Raw genomic sequence first — 698 nt, 5'->3', positions numbered from 1 at the left:
AGGGAATGCACCACATGTCCCTGCGCCACGGTTTGAGGTCGTTTTCGGCCAGCCGGCGGCGCACAGTCTCGCCTGACAGGCTGTCGTGATCGGTGAGCTTGACCATCGCGTCGGCCAGCAGCGTCAGCGTCCAGCGTTTGCGGCCAGCCGGCGGCTTGGCGCATGCCGTCGCCACCAGCAGGGCCTCTTCCTTGCCCGTCAGCTTGCGTTCGGCGCCCGGACGCGGTTCCTCGCTCAAGGCCCGTTCCAGATTGCCCTCCACGAAGCGGCGCTTGGTCCGACCGACGGTGGAGAGGCTGACGCTCACGGTCCGGGCAATCTCTTCGTCGCGGCTGCCGACATCAGCCGCAAGCAAAATCTGCGCCCGCTTGAGCTTGCGGGCGGCATGCTTGCCGCCCCCGAGCAGCGCCGTCAGCTCGTCCCGCTCGGCTTGGCTCAATTCGACCCGATAACGTACATTCATGCTTCGCCTCCTTGTCGGAGGCCGGGACGAATCCAGCGATGAGTCAAAAATCAGGCGCGCATTTCACCGAGAAGCAGGGGCACTACCTGGCCTTCATCTACACCTACGCGCACATGTTCGGGCGCCCACCCGCCGAAACCGACATGCAGCGCCATTTCCGTGTCAGCCCTCCGTCGGTCCACCAGATGATGGTCACCCTCGAACGTAACGGATTCATTCGTCGTCAGCCCGGTGT

Annotated in this window: 2 protein-coding genes; one reads left to right on the top strand and one right to left on the bottom strand. The window is 64.5% G+C overall.

Translation table 11 applies throughout. From position 1 onward, the window contains the following. Positions 1–463, bottom strand: a 463-nt coding sequence (locus OWC48_RS45955) for a helix-turn-helix domain-containing protein (RefSeq protein ID WP_282525921.1), incomplete at its 3' end; no start/stop codon positions are given. Positions 464–501: 38 nt separating this feature from the next. On the opposite strand from OWC48_RS45955, the gene OWC48_RS45950 reads away from it, so the two are divergent. Then, positions 502–698: LexA family transcriptional regulator (locus OWC48_RS45950; RefSeq protein ID WP_282525920.1), on the top strand; the 197-nt coding region annotated here is incomplete at its 3' end.

The organism is Bradyrhizobium sp. Arg816 (assembly GCF_029989365.1).
Lineage (GTDB): Bacteria > Pseudomonadota > Alphaproteobacteria > Rhizobiales > Xanthobacteraceae > Bradyrhizobium.
Note: the sequence above shows the minus strand (reverse complement) of the source record. Positions and strands in the feature narration are given on the sequence as shown.